The sequence below is a fragment of the Streptomyces sp. NPDC048650 genome (assembly GCF_043199095.1).
Lineage (GTDB): Bacteria > Actinomycetota > Actinomycetes > Streptomycetales > Streptomycetaceae > Streptomyces.
The window spans coordinates 541186-563846 of the sequence record NZ_JBICVM010000004.1 but is presented as its reverse complement, the minus strand read 5'-3'; the positions used below and the strand labels follow the sequence as shown (position 1 = coordinate 563846).

The window sequence follows — 22661 nt, the reverse complement described above, 5'->3', positions numbered from 1 at the left end:
CGACCGGGCGGCGCCTCGGCGTGCCCGTACACCCGCACCTGATCGTGTGTCTGCTCCTTCTCCCGGCACGCGGCGAGGATGTCCTGGAGGTCCTGCACGGCGTCCGGGTGTCCGTGTTCGGAGTACACGCCAGCGACGTTGACGACAACTTCGTCCACGCCCGCCCGACCGTATTCGGCCAACTGCTCGGCGATGTCCTCGGGCGAACCGTGGGCGAAGGTGCCGGAGTCGACCAGAGCGCGGGCGCCGAGGTTCGGCTGGCTGTGGTGCACCCGCAGGCCGGCGCGGCGCTCCGGGCCCCCGACGGTCTCGGCAGTACCGGAGCGTACGAGGGCGTTGCCGGCTCCCGGCAGGTCGCCGAGGCGATCGCCGCGCACGCCGAGGGCAACAATTACCTCGTCGCCCGTTTGATCGCTCGGGCTCTCGCCCACCGCCCCGGCCCTCTCGACACCAAAACCCCTGGCTGGCGGCAGCAGATCCCGCGTCCCACGGACAGACCGTCCCTCACAGCTGGCCCCGTCTTCCGCTGGGTCCTGCGCGACCAGCTTCACGAACACGCCGACCGTGCCCGTTCCCTGCTGCTTCCCCTCGCTCTGGCCCAGGGTGCGGGGCTGCCCAGTGCCACGGTGTGGCCGGCGGTCGCCTCGGAGCTGACGGGCGTCCCGGTGACGTCGGACGACATCCGGTGGGTGATGCGGGCTGCGGGCGCGTACATCGTCGAGGAACTGGACGCCGGCGGTCGCTCGGTCTACCGCCTCTACCATGAGTCGTTCGCGGACGAGTTGCGCGCGGACGCGGCACTTGGTGCCCTGACTGCCGTCACTCGCGTCCTGCTCTCCCTCGTCCCCACCGATGCGGCAGCGGGCCTGCGCGACTGGTCGGGAGCGGACCCTTACGTCCTGGCCCACCTCGCCACCCATGCCGCGGGCTGCGGCCTCCTCGACGACCTGGTATGCGACCCGGGATTTCTGGTCCACGCCGAACCGACGGCCTTGCAACGGGGGCTGCCGTCCGTACGGTCCACTCCGGGAAGAGCCGCGCGGGCCGTCTACGAGCAGGTGGGACCGGAGCTGTCCCGGGAACCCGATCCACGGGCCCGGCTGGCCCAACTCCGGCTGTCCGCGCTCCAATCGGGCGCCCATGAGCTCGCCGAAGCGGCAGAGGCCCGGGGCGGCGAGCGTCTGCCGTGGGACACCGAGTGGACCGTGCCCCTCGACGACAGGGCTGCGGGCTACCGGGCGATCGGCAGTTACGAGGGTGAGGTGACCGCTGTCACCCTGCTGGAGTTCGACGGCCGGAAGGTGGTCGTCACGGCGGAGACCCCCAACCGGGTACGGCTGTGGGACTTCGCCACGGGAACGAGCCTGGGCGAACTGCCGGGCGCCGCCGATCATCCCGTTCGGGCTCTCGCCCCGCTGCCCGGTGCGGAGTCCTCGCGGCTCCTCGTACTGTCCGGCGCCCAGGAGGGGTTCGGTTCCCGGGCGGTGCTCGGGCTCTTCGATCTGCGTACCCTCGCCCCCGCAGGACCCTCGGTGCCGACTCGGGCGTTCGCGTGGGCCGTCACGGACGTCGAAGGTCGGCCCGTCGTGGCGCTGCTGGAACCCGGAGCGATCCTTCTGGTGGATCCGACCGACGGCAGAAAACTGGCGCGTGTCCCGGTGCCCCAGGTCGGACGCACACCCCCGTGGTGGTACAGCTCACGCGGCGGCTGGCGGATCGGCATGGGCATGCGCGCGGGGCAACTCGTGGTGGTGATCGCCGGCAATGACGTGGACAGCGTGGGTCACGGACGGATCTGGGAGTGGGTCGTCGACCCGAGCGCCGGGTGGCAGGTGACGAGGTCCTCCCATCCACGCCGCGCCAAGGGCGACGTGATCCTTTCCGTGGCTGTATGGGAGGACAGGACGTGGGTGGTCTCGACGCTCGCGAGTCCGCCGGTGGCGATGGAAGGGCAACGCAAGCGGACCGTGCACAGCAGCACTCTGGCCGAATGGACGGAGTTCCGGCGAGTTCCTGCTCTGCTACGGAGAACCCGACGACGAGCTCGGTGTCGTCGGCCTCGATGGCCGCCTGCGGGCCGCCGCCACGATCAGTGGATCCCCCGCGTTCTTTCGCCATGTCCTGACAGACACCCAAGGACATCACGTCCTGTCCTGGCAGGGCGACAGCCCCACTCCGAGGGTGTGGACCCTGCGGTCACCGGCGGGTCCGCCGAGCCGGCGGAAACACCACAACCGGCTCTGGCCCACCCTGAGCACCGGTCAGTACGCCGGCCGTCAGTCGTTCTTCTTCCTCGACAGGTTCCTCGACGCCGCCACGGGGGACGATGTGACTCCCCCGCGCGGGCACGCGGCCTCGAACCACCGCACAGTCGGCCACCCGGAACTGCCACCCCTGCGATACAGCTGGCAGGACTTGTTCTGGGGCCCGACCCACGTGACCTTCCTCGACAAAGACCTGCGTGACCTGCGGCTCCCGAACCGCCTGACACCAGGACTCGGCCAGCTCCAGGGCAAGGACGTGATCGTCGGCCCGCACAGCAACTGGTTCAGAGCATGGTCGTTGGACGGAGAGCTGGTCGGGCAGTGGCACACACGCGGCAACGGGGTATCGGTGCAGTATGTCGAACACGAGGGAAACCTGCTCGCTGCAGTGCCGCACGCACATGGCGGTGGGATCCAGGTCTACTCCTTCCCGGACGGCGGGCTCGGTTTCTCTCTGTTCGGGTCTTCCGCCCCTCCGCTGAGTGGCCATCACCTGGGCCTGTGGCGCGGCGAACCGGTGATCGGTGTCCTGCTCGACGGCGGAATCTCGGTGTTCCACGCCCTCTCGGGCAAGCCGCTGTGGCGCTACGAGGACATGAGCCACCGCCGCGCATACCCGGTCCTCCGGCTGCTGACCGTGCACGGCCGCCGTCTCGTGCTCGTCGTCCGCCCCGACCAGAGCCTGATCTTCCTGGATGCCGACGCCGATCGAGTGACCTTCCGTGTCCATCCTGGTGCCAGGGTGGACGCCGTCGCCCTTGCAGGCGAAGACCTCCTCGGCGTCCTCACGACGAAGGACTTCGTCTGCCTCCGTCTCCCCGCCCACTGAAGCGGCACCTCACTAACCCCGCCACCTCACCTCCGTTCCAACGTCCCGGATACGGCCGGATTCCGAGAGCCCGGCCGCCCCACCCTCGTCCAACAGACACGACTGTCGGATGAGTCACCGTTGCGCGGTGTCGGCCTTGCTGTTGCGGCGATCGCTGGCCAACGGAACGTGCCCTATGGGGACCAGTTGGGGACCACACGGTTTCCGCACACCTGAACGGCACGCACGTCGCCGCGCGCCATGCTCCCTCATTTCTGGCTGTATACGCAGACAAAAGGGATGACCCCTGCTCCTGGGGGTCAAGGGGTCGCAGGTTCAAATCCTGTCGTCCCGACGTTTTACGTCGCAGATCAGGGCCGGTTTCCACGGAAGTGGAAACCGGCCCTCGGTCGTCTCCGGCCCCGTTCTCCGGCCGCGCTCCTCGCCTCTCGGGCCCCGGTCCTCCTCTGTTGGGCGGGCGCGCCGACCCTGGGTCCCCGCGCCCCTTCCGTGCCTCCCCAACTGCTCCCCGCTCACGGCTCGCCGTCCGAGGAGTCGCAGATGGCTGACGGCGGTCGCGGCGGCCTGCTCCGGGTCCTGGAGCGGCAGGCTCAGCGGCGCGCTCTGGGCGATCACCCGGCGCACCGGCGGGCCGCCCTCGGGGGAGAGCGCCGGCAGCAGGGCGCCGTACGCGCCCGAGGACTGGCCGGCCACGGTGACCAGCGTCGGATCGCCGCCGAACGCCGCGAGGTTGGTGGCCACCCAGCGCAGCGCGGCGGTCCGGTCCAGCAGGCCCGGGTTGTCCGCGCCGATGCCCGGCAGATGGAGGCAACCCGGCGGCCCGATGCGGTAGTTGACGGTGGCCACGGCAATGTCGCCCAGGGCGGGGCGAGGCGCAGGTCCCCGACCTGGGACGCGGCGTAGGGAATTCTCCGGGACCCGGCGGGTGCCGGGTGTGGCCGAGAGGGAAGGTGGCCGGTGGGACGGCAGGGGCTGCCGAGGGCTGCCGATGCGCAGGGTGAACTCAACTCCCGGTTAAGTCCGGCGCTCCTCACTGTCCGTAAGTGGACTGGTGCGGGGCGTTCCTCCCGTGACAGGATGTCGACAGAGGTCCCGGCGTCCTTAACTGTTCGTTGGGCTCGGCCTGGTGGGTGGCCGCGGGGCCCGAAGGAGTCCGGAGGGCGGGGCGATGGCATGACGGTCGGGGGTGACGGGCCCGCGGAGGCGAGCAGCACGCTCGCGGAACGGCTCAACCATCTCTTCGCGCACATGCATCCGGCCGGTGCTCCGTACACCAACTCCTTTGTGGCCGACGAGATCAGCGGCGACGCGGCGGAGTACGGCGGCGTCAAGGTCACCGAGCAGTATCTGTCGATGCTGCGCAACGGCAGGCGCACCAACCCGGGTCCGGAGTTGCTGCGCGCGCTCGCCAGGTTCTTCGCCGTACCGGTCGGCTATCTGCTGGGCGACCTCTCGCAGCCACAGGCCGCGCGGGTGGAGGAGGAGGTCCGCTTCCTGGCGGCCATGCGCGACCAGCGGGTGCGGGCCATCGCCCTGCGCTCCGTGGGGCTGCCGCCGGAGGTGCAGGACAGCCTGACGACGATCATCTCCCAGTTCCGGCGGCAGATGAACCTGCCGGCCGATCCGCCGGATGAGGGTGGTGAGCGGTGTGCGGAGTGATCCGATGCCCACCGTCGGGCCCGACCAGATCTTCGCCTTCTGGCGGCGGATGGGACACGAGGACGGGACGACCATGCGAGTGGGGCAGATACGCAGGCGGTGCAAGCAGCTGATCAGGGAGCTGGCGCTGCCCGCCGCCATCGATCTCCGGGAGATGTGCGACATCGTCGCCGCGCGGGTGCAACGGCCGGTGCACATGGTCCCGATGAGCCTGGGCGGGGTGGTCTCGGGGATGACCGCGTCCACGGACGACGGCTACTGGGTCTTCTTCGAGCTCAAGACGTCCCCCTGGCACCAGACGCACATCGTGTTGCACGAGCTGAGCCATCTGCTGCTGGGGCATGCGCAGGATCCGGCCATTACGGAGGACGCCCTGCGGATGTGGACGCCGTCGGTCGACGTGGCCACCGCCATGCGCCGACTCGGGCTGACGGCCGGACTCGCCCGGCACCACGGGTACGACAACCTCGCCGAGCGCGAGACCGAGGTGCTGGGCACGCTGCTGATGGAGCGGGTCGCCCCGTCGGCGGGGGAGCGGGATGTGCCGCTGGAGGGAACGGCGGCCGAACTCGCGGCGGCGCTCGGCCCGGCGCTCCAGCACATCCGGCACCAGCAGGAGACGGATGCGGCCGGAAACGGGGGTCCCCGGGGTGTTTGACGTCATCTACCTCGCCTTCGCGGCGGTCGCCTGGGCCCTCGTCGGCTACAAGGCCGCCGCCTGGTTCCGCGACCGCGCCAACGCCGACCTCGGCCTCACCTGTGTCATGACCGGCGGGGTGGCCACGGTCTTCCTGTTCTCCGCGCCCTCCCTCTACCGCCTCTTCGACCGGCTGACCGGCGTGGCCAACCTCGCCATGGTCTTCCTCTACTCCTCCGTCGTGGTGTTCGCCGCGGGCGCGCTGGTGCTGCTGCTGCGCTGGACGGCGGGCGAGGGGGAAGCCGCCCGGGCCCGCGCGCGCACCCGGGCGCGCGCCGCCGTCGGTGCGGTGGCCGCGCTGTGGGCGGTCGCCGTCACGGGCTTCGCGGTCGGCCGCCCGGATTCCGTGGAGCATCCCCGCGACTTCAGCACGGCCTACACGGACTCGCCGGGCGTGATGCTCTTCCTGGTCCTGTATCTGGCCGTCTTCGGCGCGAGCCTGGCGGGCCTGGGGACGCTCTGCCCGCGCTATGCCGGGCGGCTCGGCACCACCTGGCTGGCCCGCGGCCTACGGCTGCTGGGCGCGGGCTGCTGGCTCGGCCTGGTCTACTGCGCCTGCAAGGTCATCGGATTCGTCCTCTCCTGGACGGGCCACCCGGTGCTCTGGCTCTCCAACGGCGTGGCCCCGCTGAGCGCTTCGGTCGCGGCGATCTTGGTGCTCGCCGGATTCGCCCTGCCCGCCGCCGGCCCCCGGGCCGCCGCCTGGCGCCGGCTGCGCCGCCTCTCCCCGCTCTGGCGGACCGTCACCGCGGACACCCCCGAGGTCACCATGGAACGGTCGAACTGGGCGGGCCGGTGGCCGTTCGCCGACCTGGAATGGCGAGCCAACCGGCAGATGGCGGAGATCCGGGACGTCCAGCGCGGCATCCGCCGCCATGTCGAGTACGACGCCGTCGACATCGCCCGGGAGCGGGCCCGCGGTGTGTCGCTCGACGACCGGCAGCTGGCCGCGGTCGCGGAAGCCGTTGCGCTCCGCCGCGGGCTGGAGAACCGCTCGGTGGGCCATGCACCGACCCACGGAGCCGACAGCGTGGTGGTCGCCACCGGCACTGCCACCGGCGCGGAGGGTGCCGAACTCACCGCGGAGTACGAACACTTGGCGCTGGTCGCGGATGTCTATCACTCGCCGCTGATAGAGACCGTGCTCACCGAACTGCGCCAGCGCAGCTCCGTGTCGTCCGGATAGCGGCGGCGCGACCACACAGACAGGGTGGCCCGGCACGGGGGTCCGGGCCACCCGTACGACGGGGGCGGCACCGGTCCGTAGGCGCCGGTGCCGCCCGGCCGTCGCGGGCCGCGTCACGCGCCCGGCGCACCCGGAGGCAGCCGTCTAGAGTCGGGCTCCATGCAGAACACCGCCGAGCCCGGCCCCGATGCCCCCATCGACGTGACGCCCCTCCTCGACGACCCCCACGCCGCGTCCGCCGCGCTCCGCGCGTCGGGTCCGGTGCACCGGATCACCGGACCCGACGGCCACCCCGCCTGGCTGGTCACCCGTTACGACGACGTCCGCGACGCGCTGGCCGATCCGCGGCTGTCCCTGGACAAGCGCCATGCGGCGCCCGGCGGTTACCGGGGTTTCTCGCTGCCGCCCGCGTTGGACGCCAACTTGCTGAACATGGATCCGCCGGAGCACACCCGGGTGCGCCGCCTGGTGGTGAAGGCCTTCACCACGGGCCGGATGGACACGCTCCGGGAGCCCGTGCGGCGGATCGCCGACGAGCTGCTGGACGCCATGGAGGCGCGGGGCGGCCCGGCGGATCTGATCGCCGACTACGCGGGGCCGCTGCCGGTCATCGTGATCTGTGACCTGCTCGGCGTCCCGCAGCGCGACCGGCACGACTTCCGGGCCTGGACGGACGCCCTGATCACACCCGACCCCACCAGGCCGGAGCTGATGAAGCAGGCGATCGGGGCGATGCTGGAGTTCTTCACCGGCCTGATCGCCGGCAAGCGCGCCGCGCCGGGCGACGATCTGCTCTCGGACCTGATCGCGGTACGCGACGGAGCGGACGACACCGACGGCGACCGGCTCACCGAGGACGAACTGACCTCCCTCGCCTTCCTGATCCTTTTCGCCGGCTACGAGAACTCCGTCCACCTCATCGGCAACGCCGCGCTCACGCTGCTCGAACATCCGGACCTGTACGACCGGTTGCTCCGTCACCCCCACGAACTACCGCAGGCCGTGGATGAGTTCCTGCGTCACGACGGGCCCGCGCCGCTGGCGATCCGCCGGTTCCCCACGGAGGACCTGGAGATCGGCGGCGTACGGATCCGGACCGGGGAGACCGTGCTGCTCGGCATCGCTTCCGCGAACCGCGACCCGGCCCGCTTCCCCGATCCGGACACGTTCGACCCCCACCGGGACCTCTCCGGGCACCTCGCGCTGGGGCACGGCATCCATCGCTGCCTCGGCGCCCCGTTGGCCCGGATGGAGGCCGAGATCGCCCTCGGCGCGCTCATCAGCCGGTTTCCGGGACTGCGACGGGGCGTGGCGCAGGGCGATCTGCGCCGCCGACGGTCGTTGCGCGCGCGTGGCCTGATTTCGCTGCCCGTCACCTGGAAATCGAGAAACGAACAAGTTTTTGAGGCATAACCACCCTCCGATGCGGTAAAAAGGTCTTGAGACCCGCCCGGTGTGCATCCCCCGTCGCACCGGGCGGGTCGCTGTTTGCAGATGCGACCCGCGTCCACGACGCGACACGCCGAGCGCCCGGCGCGCCCTTGGTCCGTCTGGCGCATCCACGCTGCGGGCCGCCGTGGCCGTTCTTAGCGTGACGGCATGGCAACCGACGTGCTGTATTCCGGAAGGGCCGCCGCGGTCGCGGCACTCGCTGTCGCCGGTATCACCCTGACTTCCATACCTGCCGAGGCCCACCCCGGGGCCGCCGGACCGGGGAGCCGTCGGCCCGCCGTGCAGGGCGCGGGCGTCCGGCCCGTCACGTCGCCCGGCGCGCCGGAGTTGCCGGACGGGCTCTCCGCCCGCTCCTGGATGCTCTCCGACGCCGGCACCGGCGATGTCCTCGCGGCCAAGGCGCCGCACCGCCGACTCCCCCCGGCCAGCACCCTCAAGACGCTCTTCGCGGTCACCGTGCTCCCGAAGTTCACGGCGGGCACCGTCCGCCAGGTGAGCGCCACCGACCTCGAAGGCGTCGGGGACGGCAGCAGCCTCGTCGGCGTCGAACAGGGCGGCCGCTACACGGTCGCCGATCTGTGGCGCGGGGTCTTCCTCCGCTCCGGCAATGACGCCGTCCACGTCCTGGCGTCGATGAACGGCGGCTGGGACGCCACCGCCAAGGAGATGCAGCAGACCGCCCGCGAGCTCGGCGCCCGTGACACCTCCGTGAAGTCCCCGGACGGCTACGACACGCCGGGGCAGGTCTCCTCGGCGTACGACCTGACCGTCTTCGGCCGGGCCGGTCTCGCCAACGCCGACTTCGCAGGCTACTGCGCCACCGCCCGTGCGGGGTTCCCCACCAAGGAGGGCGTGAACCAGATCGAGAACACCAACCGGCTGCTGTCGGGCTCCCACGGAATGACCCGCTACCCCGGCATCATCGGCGTCAAGAACGGCTACACCACCAACGCCGGCAACACCCTCGTCGCCGCCGCCCGCCGGGACGGCCGCACCCTCCTGGTCACCGTGATGAACCCGCAGTCCGGGGAGAACAACGCGGTCTACAAGGAGGCGGGAGCCCTGCTGGACTGGGGCTTCGACAGCGCCGCGAAGGCCCGACCGATCGACACCCTGCGCACGGTGGGCACCGTTCCCGGGGACGACAGCAGGATACGCACGCTGACCACCGACACCGTCAAGGTGAAGGCCGCGCCTCCGGCGTCCGGCGGCGCCTCCGCCGCCGCCCTGTGGGGAGGCGGGTTCGGCGCCGTGGCGCTCGCCCTGGCCGGCACGTTCATCCGTCGACGGCACCGCCGGCGGCGCGGGACTCCGGAGGAGGCGGCGTAGGCCGTTTCGTCTCCGGTCGCCCGGCGGGTTCGTCCGCACGAGCGGGGTGGCCCCGGAACGCCGTACGTGTTCCGGGGCCACCCCCTCTCCCTCTGTCCGCCGGTGATCCGAACGAGAGGGGGGCCACGTCGACGTCGGCGCCGCGAAGTCCGCTACCGGGGGTCGCGCAGCAGCCGAGGCGCCGACCCGGCTGCCTGGACCGGGGCGGTGGAGCTGTCCAGCCGCCCGGTCAACTCCGTTGCCCAGCACGTCAGTCCGGCGATGTCGATGCCGTACGGGGCGGCGTCCGCATAGGGCGCGAGGGCCGTCACGCCCCTGCCGAGCAGCGACGCGGCACCGGAGGCATTGCCGCGTGCCGCGTGTGTGAGGCCGACCGCGAGTTGGGCCAGCCCCCGCCACAGCCCCCGTTCCGCCTCCGGCGCGGCCTTCCAGGAGTCCTCCAGGACCTCGTGCGCATGGAACGGCATCCCGTCGTCGAGCAGTTGCTGGGCCTCGGCCAGTGCCTGTGCGGGGGTCCGGGGAACCCCCTCGGGCTGTCGCGCCACGCCAGGGGAGCCGTACGGCAGCGGACGGCCGAGCCCGTCCCGGGGCCGGGCGTTTCGGGCCCGGCCCTGTTCGTCACGGTCCCGGGGGCGGGACGGGGCGACGGGCGGTGGCGCGGCGGCGTTCTCCGGCCCGGCGGCGGTCTCCGGCCCGGCGCCGCAGTGCTCGCACGCGTCGCCGTCCGGCTGTTCGCGGATCCGTCCGCACGCGTCGCACACCCGGTGCAGCCAGCAGGCCGGATCGCCGCCCGTGTCGGGCCCGCCGGGCCTGTTGTCTCGTTCCTCCGTGCCGCTCACCCCTCGATTGTGCGCCGTGCGGTCCGCGCGCGTCGCCCCGGGGGCGGGGAGATGGGCCGGCCCCGTCCTACGGGACGGCAGCCGGCGAGGAGGCGTCCGGCACCCGCAGGGCCGGGGTGCCGCCGCCGTCCGCCGGTACGGTCCAGATGTCGTAGGGGCGGCCCGCGCGCCCCGGCAGGGCGTAGGCGAGGGTGCGGCCGTCCAGCCAGGCGGCCTGGTCGTCGACGCTGCGGGTTTCGCCGACCGGGTGCTCGCGCAGGGTGCGCAGGTCCAGGACGTACAGCCGCCAGGGATCGGTGGCTCCCTCGCGCACCCGCTTCTTGAAGGCCAGGCGGGTGTCGTCGGGGGAGAGCGAGGGGCATTCGACGTTCTCGCGGACGGTGTGCGCCGTCCACTTCCGCATGTCGCCCTCGACGAGGTAGGTCTTCCCCTTCGTCGAGACCGTCGCGTAGAAGCGGTTGTCGTCGCGGGCGAAGGTGACGCCCCAGTAGTTGACGTCGGGGGAGTGGTAGCGGCGGCCGTGGAGGGTGAGGGGGATCTCCTCCATGTTCTTGATGAGGTAGCCGGTGCGGGTGTCGAGGAGGGAGGTGCGGGTGGAGAACGCGGTCGTGGCGTACGAGTCCCCGGTGGCGAACATGGTCCACGACAGCATCCGTCCGGAGGCCGAGACGCGGGCCCGGTTGGGGATCCCGGTGAGCGCGATCCGCCGCTTCTCGCGCAGCCGCCGGTCCAGCACCACCGCGTAGGACCTGGGCGGGATGCCGGGGCGGCGTTGCAGGCAGAGGCCGGTGCCCGCGGCGGCGTGGAAGCGCGCGCAGGCGGGGCCGCCGGTGGTGCGGGCCGGCGCACGGGTGGCGGCTCCGGTCCGGGCGGGCAGCCGGGCGATCCGGCCGGACCCGGCACCGGTGCTGCGGAAGTAGAGCCGGCCGTGGTCGAGCCCGAAGGCCGAGACGGCGTCGGCCGGTTCGGCGCGCCGGGCGGCGTGCACGGTGTACACGACGGCGAGGGTGGCGAGGAGCGCGGCGGCCGTCGCCACGGCGACGATCCGGGCGCGGTGGGAGAGGGCGGCGGGCCTTGGGGAGGGGCGGGCCCGGAGGGCAGGGGCGTCGGGCTGCTCCGTGGACGGAGTCGCGGACAAGGGCGTCGGTCCCTTCGATCGGTTCGGGTGCGACGGGGTCATGGGCGGGACAGCCCGCGCGCCGGACGCCCGGCGGGCTCGTCGGGCCGGGGCAGCAGGGCGACGGCCGCGGCGAGCGCCGCTGCCAGTGCCGCGATCGCGAGGAGCAGGGCGGGCCGGGCGCCCCACAGGGTCCAGGCGGCGCCGAAGCCGGCGGCCGCCAGCAGCCGGCACAGGGCCTGTCCGGTCTGCAGCAGCGCCATCCCGCTCGCCCGCCGCGCGGACGGCAGCACGGGACCGGCGAGCGCCATCAGGACGCCGTCGGTCGCCGCGTAGAACACCCCCAGCAGGAGCAGCACGCCCACCAGCAGCACCGGGCCGACGTCCGTGGCCGCCAGCAGCCCGTATCCGCCGAGCAGTGCGGCGTGCCCGCACAGGAAGGGCACCCGCCGCCCGATCCGGTCTCCGAGTCGCCCGGCCGGCACCGCGAGCAGCAGATAGACCGCGGCGGCCCCCAGCGGCAGCAGCGGAAACCAGCTCACCGCGAACGCCAGTCGGCGTTGGAGCAGCAGATAGAGGAACGAGTCGCCGATGGTCGCCGCACCGAGCAGCGCCGCGGACACGAAGATCCGCCGGAAGGCGGGGTCGCGCAGCGGTGTGAGGAGCCGCGCGCGGGGACGCGGTCCGACGGCGGGTGCCGGCGGCCGCGCCGTGGGCTGCGCGGTGCGCCCCGGTACGAAGGCGACCAGCAGCAGCACACCCAGCAGCCCGGTACAGAAACTGACGACGAACACCGCGTCATAGGCGTCCGCGGTGGCCCACAGCAGGGCGAAGGCGGCCAGCGGGCCGAGCAGGGCGCCGGTGGTGTCCATCGCGCGGTGGACGCCGAACGCCCGGCCGAGCATGTCCGGCGGGGCGCTGAGGGAGATCAGCGCATCGCGCGGCGCGGTCCGTACACCCTTGCCGATGCGGTCCGCGGCGAGCGAGGCGCCGATCCCCACCGTGCCGCCGCCGGCGAGCAGCAGTCCGAGGCGGGACAGCGCGGAGAGCGCATAGCCCGTGCCGGCGACGAGCTTGTGTCGCCCGCCGCGGTCCGCCACGTGCCCGCCCAGCAGCCGTACCAGCGCCGTGACGCCGTTGTAGAGGCCGTCGAGAAACCCGAACTGAAGTGGGGAGAGGCCGAGTTGGAGGACGAAGTAGAGCGGCAGGACGGCGGTGACCATCTCGGAGGAGATGTCCGTGACGAGGCTGACCGCGCCGAGAGCCAGGACCGGCCCCGCGATGCGGCCGCGCGTCACCTTCGTCACCGTCGCGGCCGCGTCGGTGGTCGCGAGGTACATCAGTCGGGCCGCCCGTGGGTCGCGCGCACCGGCCGCGGGCTCAGTGGCACCGGTAGCTCGGGCTGCTGTCCTTGGTGCTGCCGTCCGTGCCCACCAGGTCCCAGGAGAACCCGTCGTCGGTGAAGTCGAGCTTCACCACGCCGAAGGTGTCGGTCAGCCGCTTCTCGCTGTTGGGCTGGACCTCCTCGATCTTGTACGGGTCGGCGCCGCCCGTCCCGCCGAGGAGTTCGACGATGCCGTTCGCGTCGGCCTTGCCGTCCGGGCTCTGGGGCGCGAAGCGCTCGTAGTGGTGGTCGTGGCCGTTGAGGACCAGCTCGGCCTTGGCGTCGTAGAGCAGCTTCCAGACCGGGCGGCTGACCGGATCGTTGCCGTGCTCGCCGGAGGAGTAGAGCGGGTGGTGCCAGTAGGCGGCCACGCACTTCTTGGAGTTGGCGGCCAGATCGGCCTTCAGCCAGTTGGTCTGCGCGGAGTCCAGGCTGTTGGAGTCCAGCGCGACGAAGTGCCAGTTGTCCTGGTCGAAGCTGTAGTAGCTCTTGCCCTTCGGGTAGGCGACGGACCCGAAATAGGCTTTGTAGCCCGCGAGTTCACCGGCCGGGTCGTAGGTCTCGTGATTGCCGGCCACCGGATGCGTCTTGTCCTTGAAGGCGCCCCAGCTCGTGTCGTAGTAGCTCTTGAAGTCCTTCAGCCGGGCGTTGTCGTACTGGTTGTCGCCCATGGTCAGCACGAACGCCGGGTTGATCTTCTTCACCAGCGCCGCGGTCCTCGGGTGCGCGCAGTCGCTGTCGTCGGCGGTGCACCGCTCGGCGATATCGCCCGCGGCCACGGCGGTGAACCCGCCGGCCCGGGCGCCGGCCGCCTGCTCCGGTGCCGCGTCGGCGCGCCCGGCGGGCGACCAGAGCAGCGCCCCGCCGACGAGGGCGAGTGCCGCGCCCGCGGCGGGGAGCCCCCAGCGGGGGTCGGTGAGCCGCGGGCGCTTCCTCGGCGGGGTCCTGGGGTGGTGCGTGCTGGCGCGGGAGGTCGACGTCATATCCGTCTCCTGGGTCGGCGTGGGGGAGCCGTCCCCAGAAATCCTGGCGGGCGGCCATGTACGCGTCAAGAAGGCGGCGGAACTGTCAGGAAACGTTCCTGTCGTCTCTGCGACGTGGTTCCGGAGTGTGTTCCGTGCGTCGCTCCGTGCGCCCTTCCGCACCTCGTCGGGATCCGCTGTGGATCAGACCGACTCCGCCTCGTAGAAGCAGAGATGGTCCTTGATGTCCGCCACCTCGGGGCGCGGCTCAGGGTAGGCCCACGCGATGTCCTTCGGGCCACCGGGAAGTGACCAGTAGGAGGCGGTGCCCTTGAAGGGGCAGACGGTGCGGGTGTCGGACGGGACGAGCAGGTCGGTGCGGACATCCTCGGGCGGGAGGTAGTAGCGCACCGGATAGCCGGTCTCCGTCAGGAGGAGCGGGCGGTGGGTGTCGGCCAGGATCCGTCCGTCGATCGCCACGCGGATGTGGTCGGTGCCTTGGGCGACTTCGATGTGGTGGCCGGGGGTGGTGGTCATGAGCGCCTCCCGTTGTCGGTGAGCGGTGCGGGGTGATCCCCGGGTCCAGGGTCGCACCGGCGCCGGGTCGTGACGGCCGCGGCACGAGGAAGGAGGCCGCACCGGCCCACCGCCCTGCCGGCCGCCGCCCGCTCCCACGGGTGCGGGCGGCGGCCGGCGGCGGCTCAGACCGCCCGGATCCCGCGGCCCGCCCATGCGGGCGCGGGTCCCGTCAGGCCGGCGAGGCGGTCGCGCGCCGCATTCGGCAGCGCCGCCGCCCGGCCCGCACCCTGGTCGACGTGCAGGGTGAACAGCTCCTCCGTCGCCACCGGGTCCCCGGCGGGCTCACCGGACGCGGTGTCGCACACGTACATCTCGTGCAGAAAGCGGACCTTCTTGGTGTCGACACCCAACACCGTGGTACGGACGGCGAGTTGACTGTTGCGCGGCACCTCGTCGAGATAGCGGACGTGTGCCTCGACCGTGTAGAGGGAGCAGCCCGACCGGTTGCGGTAGCCGGCGTCGAGGCCCACCGCGTCCATCAGCGCGTCCGTCGCGAACCCGAAGACCAGGACGTAGTACGCCTCGCTCAGGTGGCCGTTGTAGTCGATCCATTCGTCCCGGACCCGCTGCCGGTACAGGGGGAGAGGGCCGCTCATCGCCGGCCGCTCCCCAGCCGGCCGGTCGCCCGGAGCACGTCGATGACGCCCTGGTCGCGTTCGGCGACCAGGTCCGCGTAGGTGCGCGTGCCCGCGGCCGCCTCGCAGCCGTCGACCATCGCATCCCGCAGCGTCCGGTCGAGCTCCGGCGCCTCCAGACGGGTCCAGGGGGACTTCAGGGACGGGCCGAAGTGGTCGAGCATATGGGCCATGCCGCCCTCACCGCCGGCCAGCGCGAAGGTCAGGCAGGGGCCCATGAAGGCCCAGCGCAGGCCCGGCCCCTCGGTTATCGAGGCGTCGATGTCCTCGACGGTCGCCTCGCCGTTGGCGACCATGTGCAGCGCCTCGCGCCAGAGCGCCTCCTGGAGGCGGTTGGCGATGAAGCCGGGGAGCTCGCGGTCCATGGTGATGACGGACTTGCCGGCCACGTCGTAGAACCGCGAGGCCCACGCCACCGCGTCCGGGTCGGTCCGCTCGCCGCCGACCACCTCGACCAGCGGGATGAGGTACGGCGGGTTGAAGGGATGGCCGACGACGAGGCGGCCGGGGTCGGCCGCCGCCCCGTGGGCGGGCTGCATGTCGGTCATCGGGTAGCCGGAGGTGGAGGAGGCGATCACGACGCCGGGCGCGGTGGCGGCGGCCAGCTCGGCCAGCAGCGAGCGCTTCAACTCCAGCTTCTCCGGGGCGCTCTCCTGGACGAAGTCGGCGTGGGCGACGGCCTCGGCGAGCGTGGGGGCCACCGTCAGGCGGTCCTGGGAGGCGCCCTCGGCCAGACCTATCCGCTCCAGCGCGGGCCAGGCGGCCGCGACCAGGCGGCGCAGCTTCTCCTCGGCATCGTCGGCCGGGTCCCAGGCGGTGACGTCGTAGCCGCGGGCCAGGAAGTGGGCGACCCAGCCGCCGCCGATGACGCCGGCGCCGATGCAGGCCACGCGGCGTACGGCCTCGGGGGTGGGAGGGGTTGCAGGGGCGGTCTCAGGGCTGGATTCGGGGCTGTTTTCGGGCATGGGAGTGCGGCTCCAAGGGGGAGAGGGGCGGGGGAGGGAGGCTCAGACGCGCGGCTTCAGGCCGAGCCGGGCCCGTGCCTGGTCCGGCGTGGCGACCGAGGCGCCGAGCAGCTCGGTGATCTGCACGGCCCGTTCGACCAGCTGGCCGTTGGTCGCCTTGACGCCCTTGCTGAGGTAGAGGTTGTCCTCCAGCCCGACCCGGACATGGCCGCCGAGCAGGATCGACTGGGCGACCCAGGGCATCTGCATCCGGCCGAGCGCGAAGCTCGCCCACTGCGCGCCCTCGGGCAGCATGTTCACCATCGACTGCAGGACGCCGGGTTCGGCCGGTGCGCCCCACGGGATGCCCATGCACAGCTGGAAGACGGTCGGGTCGTCCAGGAGCCCCTCCGCCAGCAGCTGCTTGGCGAACCACAGCTGGCCGGTGTCGAAGATCTCCAGCTCCGGCCGCACGCCGAGCTCCTGGATCCGCTTGGCGCCGGACCGCAGCATGTCGGGGGTGGAGACGTAGAGGTTGGAGCCGTCGCCGAAGTTGAGCGAGCCGCAGTCCAGCGTGCAGATGTCGGGGAGGAGTTCCTCGACGTGCGGCAGCCGCTCCAGGCCGCTGACCAGGTCGGTGCCGGGCAGGTGCGTCAGCGGGTCGTCGGGGTCGATCACCAGGTCGCCGCCCATGCCCGCGGTGAGGTTGATGACGACGTCGGTGCCGGTCTGCTTGACGCGGTCCACGACCTCCGCGTACAGCCGCGGGTCCCGCGAGGGGGCGCCGGTCTCGGGGTCGCGGACGTGGATGTGCACCACCGCGGCGCCCGCGGACGCCGCCTCGACGGCGGATCGGGCGATCTGCTCGGGCGTGACGGGGACGTGCGGGGAGCGGCGGACGGTGTCACCGGCGCCGGTCAGCGCACAGGTGATGATGACCTCGTTGTTCACGGGGGTTCCCTTCGGCGGGTACGGGGGCGTTCCGGCGTGCTCAGCCGGCGGTGAGTTCGCTCTCCACGAAGGCGAGGAGGGCGGTGTGCATGGTGTCGGGGGAGGTGCTGTCCGGTGCGGTGGCCAGTACCTGTGTGGCCAGGCCGTCGATCAGCGCGGTCAGGCGCAGGGCGGTGAACTCGGGGTCCACGGCGCGGAAGACGCCCTGGTCGACGCCCCGTCGCAGGACGTCGGCGACGGTGGTGCGCCACTGGCGGTAGTAGTGCTCGTGCAGCCGGCCGACGGCGGTGGAGCGGGCGGCCTGTGCCCACAGGTCGAGCCACACCAGCCACTGCCGGCGCTGCTGGGCGGTACGCGGAGTCTGCAGCGCGATCAGATGCAGCAGCTCGGCGCGGGCGTCGGCTGCCTCGGCCAGGCCCGCGGCGCGGCGGTCGGTGTCCTCGTCCATGCACCAGCGCACCGCCGCCTCGAGCAGCTCGTCGCGGCCGGGGAAGTGGTAGTGCACGGCGGCGGTGCTCGTACCGCAGGCGGCGGCGATGTCGGCGACCCTTACACCGTGGAAACCGTGCTCGGCGATGAGCCGGACGGTCTCCCGGACGATCTGCAGCGGGCGGCCGCCCTCGGGCACCGGCACCGGCTCGCGGCCGGGCGGCGGCGCCGGGCGTTCCGGGGCGCCGAGCAGCCAGCCGGTGTCCACTCCGCCGATATCGGCGACGCGCACGATCTCGGCGAGCGTGAAGCGCCGGGTACCGCCCAGTGACCTGGAGAGCTTCGAGGGGTCCATCACGATCCGGCGGGCGAACTCACGACGGCTGCAGCCGAGGCGGTCGATCACCTGGCGGACACGGTCCGTGACGTCCCCGTGGTCGTCGGCAACCCGGGTTCCGGGGTCTTCCTGCATGGTCGGGGACCGTAACAGCGTGTTGAGAACATCGCAACGTTTGGCGAAGCGGGAAACGATAAAAGAGCAGTTCCAGTGCGGTGCGGCGATGCGTGTTGTGGTTCGACTGATGAGTGAGTCAGTGATGGGGGCGGTGTGGCGGACCAATTGCCCGAATCAGCCGAAACTCCCTGGAATGTGGCAAAGTGACGACATGGCTGAGCGGGGAGCGAAGCGCCCCACCGTGTCGGTGCCGGACGACTGGCCGGCCCACCCGGACCTGACCCTGGCTCTCAACGGCATGGGCGGCTTCGACTGGGACCTCGACAGCGGGCTGATGCACATGGACCCGCCCGCCCTTGAGGTCTTCGACATGCTTCCGGAGGAGTACGACGACCGCCCGGGCAGCCTCGCCTGCCGTGTGCCGGCCCACGAGTCGGCCCGCCTCGACGCCGTGGTGGCCCGCGCCCTCAAGGACGGCAGCCACTCCTACGGCGCCTATTTCCGCGTGCGCCTGCGGAACGGCGGGCTGCGCTGGACGCACGCCCAGGGCAGCATCCGCCGCGACCCCACCGGCAAGCCCCGCCGGATCATCGGCGTGGTGCGCGACGCCACCGAGGAATACACCCACGCGGCGGAGCGGCTCGCGGTCGACGAGGAGCGGCGCCGGCACACCAGCGTCGTGGAGCGCACCACCGCCGCCCTGGCGCACGCCCGAACGGTCGGCGAGGTCATCGCCGTACTCGCCGACGAGCAGGGGCTCAGCCGGCTGGGCGCGGAGAACGTCATCCTCGGCCTCGTCGAGGCGGGCCGGATCCGGCTGGTGTCCGAAGGCAAGGCGGGCAGCTTCGTGCCCGATCTGGAGTACACGAGGGTCGGCGACGAATTCCCGATGAGCGAGGTCGTCCGCACCCTCACTCCCCGCTACGTCCGCAGCCGCGCCGCGTTCCGACACGACTATCCCCGGCTGTGGCCCGCCATCGAGCCCCTCAACGTCAACTCCGCCGCGTACCTCCCGCTGATCGCCCAGGGCCGCCCCATCGGTGTCATCGGGCTGTTCTTCGAGCGGGAGAGCGAGTTCCGCGACCAGGAGCGCAACGTCCTGCTCGCGCTCGGCAGCAGCATCGCCCAGAGCCTGGCCCGCGCGATGCTCTACGACCAGGAGCACGACCTCGCCGCCGGCCTCCAGCAGGCCATGCTGCCGCGCCGGATCCCCGGCGTGGCGGACGCCCAGGTGGCGGTCCGCTACCGCTCCGCCCGGATGGGCCGGGACATCGGCGGCGACTGGTACGACGTGATTCCGCTGCCCGACGGCCGGGTGGCCGCCGTCATCGGCGACGTCCAGGGACACGACACCCAGGCCGCCGCCCTCATGGGCCAACTGCGGATCGTCCTGCGCGCCTACGCCGCCGAAGGCCACGCACCGGCCACCGTCATGGCACGCGCCTCCGCCTTCCTCAACGAACTCGACACCGACCGCTTCGCCACCTGCATCTACGTCGACGCCGACCTGACCACCGGCGCGGCCCGGTTCGTCCGCGCCGGGCACATCGATCCGCTGCTGCGGCACGCCGAGGGGATCTGCCGCCGCCTCCCGGTGGCCGGCGGGCTGCCGCTCGGCATCGCCTCGGAGTTCATCCGGCTCGACTACCCCGTCACCACCGTCCACCTCGCCCCCGGCGACACCCTGGTGCTGTGCACCGACGGCCTCGTCGAGCAGCCCGGCGTCGATCTCGACGACGGGATGCGGGAGTTGGCCAGAGCGATCCGGGAGGGCCCGCAGGACGTCCAGCAGCTCGCCGACCGGCTGTGTGCGGCGGTGGACGCGGGGACCGGCGAGGACGACATGGCGCTGCTGCTGCTGCGCCGGCTCGGTGTGCCCGAGCACGACATCGTCGGCCGGTTCCGGCAGCACATCCCGCCGGCCGATCCCGAAGCGCTGTCCGCCGCGCGGCACATGATCCGGGCGGCCGTACGGGCCTGGGGCGCCCGCGAGCGCTCCGAGGAGATCGAACTGGTCGCCGACGAGCTGATCACGAACGCCCTGCTGCACACGGACGGCGAGGCGATCGTCAACATCCGGATGCCGCACAGCGCCATGCGCCGGCTGCGGCTGGAGGTCGAGGACCACTCCAGCAGCCTGCCGCGGCGCCGCGAACCGGGCGAGGCCGGGGTCTCCGGGCGCGGCCTGCTGCTGGTGGACCGGCTGGCGGATGTCTGGGGTGTGGAGCCGCGCGGCACCGGAAAGTGCGTATGGTGCGAGTTCAACTGCCCCTGACCGGGAGGCGTGCAGCCGCACCGGACCAGCGGTACGGGCGCCGAACACTCGGCACGGCCACGTGAGGACGGTAGGACGACCTATGGGATCGCCGGCGGAAGAGCGCGGGAACGCCCGCCAGTTGACGGCACAGCTGGATGCGGAGGGCATCCGTACGATCGCGCTCACCTGGGTGGACAACGCCGGCATCGTGCGTGCCAAGGGGGTGCCCGCTGCGCGCCTGGACCACGCCGCGCGCCGCGGCGTCGGTATGTCGCCCGTCTTCGACGCCTTCACCTCCGACGACGCCGTCGCCGCCTCCGACCACCTCGGTGGCCCCACCGGTGACCTGCGGCTCTTCCCCGACCTGGACCGGGTCACGGTGCTCGCCGCGCAGCCCGGCTGGGCGTGGGCCCCGGCGGACCGCTACGACCAGCAGGGACAGCCGCACCCGGCCTGCCAGCGGCAGTTCGCCCGCAGGATGGCCGACCGGGCCGCCGCGGCCGGCCTCGACCTGCGGATGGGTTTCGAGACCGAGTGGGTGGTCACCCGGGCCCCGAAGGGCCACGAACCGGCCCAGGGCGACGTGTTCGAGCCGTTGGACCACCCCTGCGCGGGGCCCGCGTACGGCATGACCCGCATCGTCGAACTCTCCGACTACCTCCGCGACGTCACCGAGGCGCTGACCCTCCAGGGCATCGAGGTCCACCAGATCCACCCCGAGTACGCCCCCGGCCAGTTCGAGGTGAGCTGCGCCCCCGGCGACCCGGTGCGCGCCGCCGATGACGCCGTCCTGGTACGCGAGACCGTCCGCGCCGTCTCCGCCCGCCACGGACTGCGCGCCTCCTTCGCTCCCTCCGTCGTCGCCGGACAGGTCGGCAACGGCTGCCACCTCCACCTCAGCCTCAACCGCGACGGCACCAGCCTGCACCGCGCCCAGGACGCCGCCTGGGGCCTGGCCCCCGATGCGGTCGCCTTCCTCGGCGGCGTCCTGGGCGCCCTGCCCGCCCTGCTCGCCGTCGGCTGCCCCTCGCCCGCCAGCTATCTGCGGCTCCAGCCCTCGCACTGGGCCGGCGTCTACCAGTGCTGGGGCATCGAGAACCGGGAAGCGGCGCTGCGGTTGATCCCCGGCGCCCCCGACGATCCCGACGGCGGCAGCGCCGAGGTCAAGACCTTCGACGGCGCCGCCAACCCCTACCTCGTCGTCGGCGCCGTCATCGCCGCCGGACTGCACGGCGTCGAGACCGGAGCGCAGCTGCCGGCGCCCGAGACCGAGGATCCGGGCACCCTCGGGGTCCGCGAGCGGGCCCGCCGCGGCATCGTCCGGTTGCCCGGCACCCTGACCGAGGCCGCCGACCGGTTCGAGAAGTCGGCCCCGCTCCACGAGGCGATGGGCAAGGTGCTGCACGGTGCGGTGCTCGCCGTCCGGCGCGCCGAGGAGGCCCGGTTCGCCGAGACCGGCGCTGAGGAGCTCGCCGCCGCGACCCGCTGGCGTTGGTGATGGCGGCGAACGGCCCGGGGCCCGTGCCCGGCCTGGAGGACGGCCTCCCGCCGCTGGTGGACCACCACTGCCACGGCGTCCTGCGGCACGAGCCGGACCCCGGGACGTTCGCCGGGTACCTCACCGAATCCGACCGCCCGCCCGCCGCCGGCACCTCCTTCTTCGACACCCAGACGGGCTTCGCGGTCCGCCGCTGGTGCCCCCCGTTGCTGGACCTCCCGGCCCACTGCCCGCCCGAGCGCTATCTGGCCCGCCGCCGCGACCTCGGCCCCCGGGAGACCTGCCGCCGGCTGCTGGGCGCCACCGGCATCGGCACCTACCTCCTCGACACCGGCCTGCCCGGCGACCTCACCGGTCCCGACGAGACCGCCCGCGCCGGACGGGGCACCGGATACGAGGTCGTCCGCCTGGAGGCGCTCGCCGAACGCGTCGCGATCGGGGTGCGGGACGCCGAGGAGTTCACCGACGCCCTCGGCGCCGCGGTCCGGGACGCCGCCCGCACCGCCGTGGCCTTCAAGTCCGTCGTCGCCTACCGCCACGGCCTGGCCCTGGACCCGCTGCCGCCGGCCTCCGGCGAGGTGCACACCGCCGTCCGCGGCTGGATGGCCGACGGGCTGCCCCGCCTCACGGACCCCGTCCTGCTGCGCCACCTGATCTGGCAGGCCGTCGCCACCGGCCGCCCGCTCCAGCTGCACACCGGCTTCGGCGACCCCGACCTGCGCCTGGACGACGCCGACCCGGCGCTGCTGACCGACCTCGTCCGGGCCACCGCCGGCACCGGCACCGACCTGGTGCTGCTGCACTGCTACCCCTACCACCGTCAGGCCGCCTACCTGGCCGGTGTCTTCCCGCACGTCCATGCCGACGTCGGACTCACCCTGACCCACGTCGGCCCGCGCGCCTCGGCCGTCCTCGCCGAGTTCCTGGAACTCGCCCCGTTCGGCAAACTCCTCTTCTCCACCGACGCCTACGGACTGCCGGAGCTCTATCTGGTCGGCAGTGTCCTCTTCCGTACCGCGCTCGCCTCCGTACTCGGCGAGTGGACCGCCTCCGGGGCGTGGTCGGCGGACGACGCGCGACGGGTCGGCGCGATGATCGCGGCGGACAACGCGCGACGGGTCTACGGCCTCGAGGAGAGCGCACCGCCCGGGTAAGGGGCACACCGCCGCTGCGCCTCTTCCCGCCCTGCCGTCCGG

Annotated in this window: 20 protein-coding genes; 10 read left to right on the top strand and 10 right to left on the bottom strand. The window is 72.6% G+C overall.

Annotated elements, in window-relative coordinates:
- Positions 1–20 precede the first annotated feature (20 nt).
- A complete protein-coding gene (locus ACGFML_RS14910; RefSeq protein ID WP_393543631.1) occupies positions 21–2465 on the top strand; it encodes a hypothetical protein in 2445 nt (814 codons plus the stop codon).
- Positions 2437–3093 (top strand): hypothetical protein, encoded by a 657-nt coding sequence (locus ACGFML_RS14905; protein WP_393543629.1) that lies wholly within the window; start codon positions 2437–2439, stop codon positions 3091–3093. The genes ACGFML_RS14910 and ACGFML_RS14905 overlap by 29 nt, the downstream gene beginning before the upstream one ends.
- 315 nt (positions 3094–3408) lie before the next feature.
- On the opposite strand, the gene ACGFML_RS14900 is transcribed toward ACGFML_RS14905, so the two are convergent.
- A complete protein-coding gene (locus ACGFML_RS14900; RefSeq protein WP_393543627.1) occupies positions 3409–3939 on the bottom strand; it encodes a carboxylesterase family protein in 531 nt (176 codons plus the stop codon).
- 327 nt (positions 3940–4266) lie between these two features.
- Here ACGFML_RS14900 and ACGFML_RS14895 point away from each other — a divergent pair, with 327 nt between their 5' ends.
- The 5 genes from ACGFML_RS14895 (at position 4267) to ACGFML_RS14875 (ending at position 9416) form a co-directional block, all read left to right on the top strand.
- Positions 4267–4752 carry a helix-turn-helix domain-containing protein gene (locus tag ACGFML_RS14895; RefSeq protein WP_393543626.1) on the top strand — a complete coding sequence of 162 codons (486 nt, stop codon included), beginning with the start codon at positions 4267–4269 and terminating at the stop codon, positions 4750–4752.
- A 4-nt stretch (positions 4753–4756) separates the two neighbouring features.
- Complete coding sequence (locus ACGFML_RS14890) at positions 4757–5410, top strand: hypothetical protein (protein WP_393543624.1); 654 nt, start codon at positions 4757–4759, stop codon at positions 5408–5410.
- Entirely contained in the window at positions 5403–6635 is a 1233-nt protein-coding gene (locus tag ACGFML_RS14885; protein ID WP_393543622.1) for an MAB_1171c family putative transporter, read from the top strand. Before ACGFML_RS14890 ends, ACGFML_RS14885 begins: the two co-directional genes overlap by 8 nt.
- Before the next feature lie 159 nt (positions 6636–6794).
- Positions 6795–8048: a cytochrome P450 gene (locus ACGFML_RS14880; protein ID WP_393543620.1), complete on the top strand. Its 1254-nt coding sequence runs from the start codon at positions 6795–6797 to the stop codon at positions 8046–8048.
- A 186-nt stretch (positions 8049–8234) separates the two neighbouring features.
- Entirely contained in the window at positions 8235–9416 is a 1182-nt protein-coding gene (locus ACGFML_RS14875; RefSeq protein WP_393543618.1) for a D-alanyl-D-alanine carboxypeptidase family protein, read from the top strand.
- Between the two features lie 152 nt (positions 9417–9568).
- Here ACGFML_RS14875 and ACGFML_RS14870 read toward each other — a convergent pair whose 3' ends face one another.
- The 9 genes from ACGFML_RS14870 to ACGFML_RS14830 all read right to left on the bottom strand — a co-directional run bounded on the left by ACGFML_RS14870 (position 9569) and on the right by ACGFML_RS14830 (position 17728).
- Positions 9569–10255, bottom strand: a complete 687-nt coding sequence (locus ACGFML_RS14870) for a DUF309 domain-containing protein (protein ID WP_393543616.1) — start codon at positions 10253–10255, stop codon at positions 9569–9571.
- 67 nt (positions 10256–10322) lie between these two features.
- Complete coding sequence (locus ACGFML_RS14865; RefSeq protein ID WP_393543614.1) at positions 10323–11393, bottom strand: TolB family protein; 1071 nt, start codon at positions 11391–11393, stop codon at positions 10323–10325.
- A 38-nt stretch (positions 11394–11431) separates the two neighbouring features.
- Positions 11432–12712: an MFS transporter gene (locus ACGFML_RS14860; RefSeq protein ID WP_393543612.1), complete on the bottom strand. Its 1281-nt coding sequence runs from the start codon at positions 12710–12712 to the stop codon at positions 11432–11434.
- Positions 12713–12752: 40 nt separating this feature from the next.
- Positions 12753–13739 carry a metallophosphoesterase family protein gene (locus ACGFML_RS14855; RefSeq protein ID WP_393543610.1) on the bottom strand — a complete coding sequence of 329 codons (987 nt, stop codon included), beginning with the start codon at positions 13737–13739 and terminating at the stop codon, positions 12753–12755.
- Positions 13740–13922: 183 nt separating this feature from the next.
- Positions 13923–14255, bottom strand: a complete 333-nt coding sequence (locus ACGFML_RS14850; protein WP_393543608.1) for a DUF427 domain-containing protein — start codon at positions 14253–14255, stop codon at positions 13923–13925.
- A gap of 164 nt (positions 14256–14419) precedes the next feature.
- Positions 14420–14893: a thioesterase family protein gene (locus ACGFML_RS14845; RefSeq protein ID WP_393543607.1), complete on the bottom strand. Its 474-nt coding sequence runs from the start codon at positions 14891–14893 to the stop codon at positions 14420–14422.
- Positions 14890–15897: a 3-hydroxyacyl-CoA dehydrogenase NAD-binding domain-containing protein gene (locus ACGFML_RS14840; protein WP_393543605.1), complete on the bottom strand. Its 1008-nt coding sequence runs from the start codon at positions 15895–15897 to the stop codon at positions 14890–14892. Before ACGFML_RS14840 ends, ACGFML_RS14845 begins: the two co-directional genes overlap by 4 nt.
- A gap of 42 nt (positions 15898–15939) precedes the next feature.
- Positions 15940–16827 carry a 3-keto-5-aminohexanoate cleavage protein gene (locus tag ACGFML_RS14835; RefSeq protein WP_393543604.1) on the bottom strand — a complete coding sequence of 296 codons (888 nt, stop codon included), beginning with the start codon at positions 16825–16827 and terminating at the stop codon, positions 15940–15942.
- A gap of 40 nt (positions 16828–16867) precedes the next feature.
- The gene (locus ACGFML_RS14830; protein WP_393543602.1) at positions 16868–17728 is read right to left on the bottom strand and encodes a TetR family transcriptional regulator C-terminal domain-containing protein; all 861 of its coding nucleotides are present in this window, start codon (positions 17726–17728) and stop codon (positions 16868–16870) included.
- Between the two features lie 193 nt (positions 17729–17921).
- Between ACGFML_RS14830 and ACGFML_RS14825 the strand changes: the two genes are divergently transcribed.
- From ACGFML_RS14825 to ACGFML_RS14815, 3 genes are all read left to right on the top strand, one after another.
- Positions 17922–19985, top strand: a complete 2064-nt coding sequence (locus ACGFML_RS14825; RefSeq protein WP_393543600.1) for a SpoIIE family protein phosphatase — start codon at positions 17922–17924, stop codon at positions 19983–19985.
- Between the two features lie 82 nt (positions 19986–20067).
- Positions 20068–21465 (top strand): glutamine synthetase, encoded by a 1398-nt coding sequence (locus ACGFML_RS14820; RefSeq protein WP_393543598.1) that lies wholly within the window; start codon positions 20068–20070, stop codon positions 21463–21465.
- Entirely contained in the window at positions 21465–22619 is a 1155-nt protein-coding gene (locus tag ACGFML_RS14815; protein WP_393543596.1) for an amidohydrolase family protein, read from the top strand. Before ACGFML_RS14820 ends, ACGFML_RS14815 begins: the two co-directional genes overlap by 1 nt.
- The last annotated feature ends 42 nt before the right edge of the window (positions 22620–22661 follow it).